2 protein-coding genes are annotated in these 2460 nt (G+C 55.7%); one reads left to right on the forward strand and one right to left on the reverse strand.

Annotated features, from left to right (window positions below; all coding sequences use genetic code 11):
* A partial coding sequence (locus WBC85_RS02365; protein WP_424433075.1) for a hypothetical protein occupies window positions 1-568 on the reverse strand: 568 nt, incomplete at its 3' end.
* A 59-nt stretch (window positions 569-627) separates the two neighbouring features.
* On the opposite strand from WBC85_RS02365, the gene lepA reads away from it, so the two are divergent.
* Window positions 628-2427, forward strand: a complete 1800-nt coding sequence (lepA, locus tag WBC85_RS02370; RefSeq protein ID WP_424433076.1) for a translation elongation factor 4 — start codon at window positions 628-630, stop codon at window positions 2425-2427.
* The last annotated feature ends 33 nt before the right edge of the window (window positions 2428-2460 follow it).

The following is a 2460-nucleotide window of genomic DNA, read 5'->3' on the forward strand; positions in this document are numbered from 1 at the left end:
CTGCGGCCCGGCGCTCGCCATAAAGCGCGACCAGACCCACGATGGCAATTCCGCAGAGCGTCACGGGGCCTTTCCACGCCTGTCCTTCGGGTAGGGCCGGGATCACCTCAACCGCCCCCAGCGTGCCCGCGCGGCCGGTCAGACCCCAGTAGGCCAGCAAAAGCAATAGCGGGTAGATCACAGCAAAAAGCATGGCGCGATCCAGCAGGCGGTAGGTGAAGCTTTGCTTTAGAAGGGCGGGCAACGCCGCATTTTCGCTATCCGGCTCAGCCACTCCGAACAGCGCCCGCGCCTTGGGCAAGAGCCAGTCCAGCAGGATGTCATAGAGCAGGCGGTAGGAAGGGCCTTTGAGGCTTTCACCAATCTTACGCAACACCGTTGTATCGTTGATAGAGATGGCAACAATGGCGCTGACTACTCCAACGGCAAAACACACCAGAGCCACATAGAAGTGACCCGCTGCTACGACAATGCCAGCTAGGCCAGTAAATACCGTGAGAAAGCCGCCAGCGATAAACTCGACCTTCATCTTGCTGGGAGCGCTCGTCTCAGGACCTGTTTCACTCAAAATCTGCTACCCTTCTGATCTATCTTGACCGCGCACCGAAACCTATCCATATCCGCAGCATGACAGAGCTCAGCAAAATCCGCAATTTCTCGATCGTGGCGCATATTGACCACGGTAAATCCACGCTTGCTGATCGCCTTATTCAGGCGACGGGCACAGTGAAGGATCGTGACATGCAAGAGCAGATGCTCGATAGCATGGATATCGAACGTGAGCGCGGCATCACGATCAAGGCCAACACGGTGCGCATCGACTACACCGCCGATGATGGTGAGGCCTATGTGCTCAACCTGATCGACACGCCCGGGCACGTCGATTTCGCATACGAAGTGTCCCGCTCCATGCGTGCGGTTGAAGGCTCGTTGCTTGTCGTAGACAGCTCGCAAGGTGTCGAAGCGCAAACGCTGGCAAATGTGTATCACGCGATGGAAGCGGATCACGAAATCGTTCCGATCCTGAACAAGATCGATTTGCCTGCCTCCGATTGCGACCGCGTCGCAGAGCAAATCGAAGACGTCATCGGCATCGACGCCTCTGGCGCGATTCAGGTCAGCGCCAAAACGGGCCAGGGCATTCACGAAACGCTCGAAGCGATCGTAAAGCTGTTGCCGGCCCCCAAGGGCGAGCGCGACGCACCGCTCAAGGCAATGCTGGTCGATAGCTGGTATGACTCCTATCTTGGCGTAATCGTTCTGGTGCGCATCATTGACGGCGTGCTGAAAAAGGGCGAGCGGATCAAAATGCTGTCGAACGATACGACGCATTATGTAGACCGTATCGGTGTCTTCAAACCCCAGCGCGTGGATATTGCTGAACTTGGCCCCGGCGAGATCGGATTTCTGACGGCCTCGATCAAGCAGGTGCGCGACACGCGCGTCGGCGATACGATCACACATGAGAAAAAGGGCACGACAGTGGCATTGCCCGGCTTCAAACCCGCACAACCCGTGGTCTTCTGTGGCCTGTTCCCGGTTGATAGCGCAGAGTTTGAAGACCTGCGCGATGCGATTGATAAACTTGCCCTCAATGATGCAAGCTTTTCATTCGAAATGGAAACCTCCGCGGCACTTGGATTTGGCTTCCGCTGTGGCTTTCTGGGCTTGCTGCACCTCGAAGTGATCCGCGACAGGATCGAGCGCGAATATGACATCGAGCTCATCACAACTGCGCCGTCGGTGATCTATCATGTTCACATGAAAAGCGGCGAAATGGTTGAATTGCACAACCCTGCCGACATGCCTGATCTGACCTTTGTCGATCACATGGAAGAGCCGCGCATCAAGGCGACTATCCTTGTACCTGACGAATATCTCGGTGACGTTCTGAAGCTGTGTCAGGATCGCCGCGGCATTCAACAGGACCTGACCTATGCGGGTGCGCGTGCAATGGTGGTATATGATCTGCCGTTGAACGAAGTTGTCTTTGATTTCTATGACCGCTTGAAATCGGTGACCAAGGGCTATGCGTCGTTTGACTATCAAATGCTGGGCTATCGTCAGGATTATCTGGTGAAGATGTCGATCCTTGTGAACGACGAACCTGTGGATGCACTTTCAACAATGGTCCACCGCGACCGCGCCGAAATGCGTGGCCGTGCGATGGTTGAAAAGCTCAAGGATCTGATCCCGCGCCACATGTTCAAGATCCCGATCCAGGCGGCCATCGGCGGCAAAGTCATCGCGCGCGAAACGCTCTCAGCCATGCGCAAGGACGTGACCGCAAAATGCTACGGCGGCGATGCGACCCGTAAGAAGAAACTGCTGGAAAAACAGAAGGCGGGTAAAAAGAAGATGCGCCAGTTCGGTAAGGTGGATATTCCGCAGGAAGCGTTTATTTCGGCGCTGAAGATGGATGGTTAAGTTTTGGACGAAGGGTGGGTGCAACTAGTGCGC

This window comes from Planktotalea sp., from assembly GCF_049680325.1.
Lineage (GTDB): Bacteria > Pseudomonadota > Alphaproteobacteria > Rhodobacterales > Rhodobacteraceae > Planktotalea.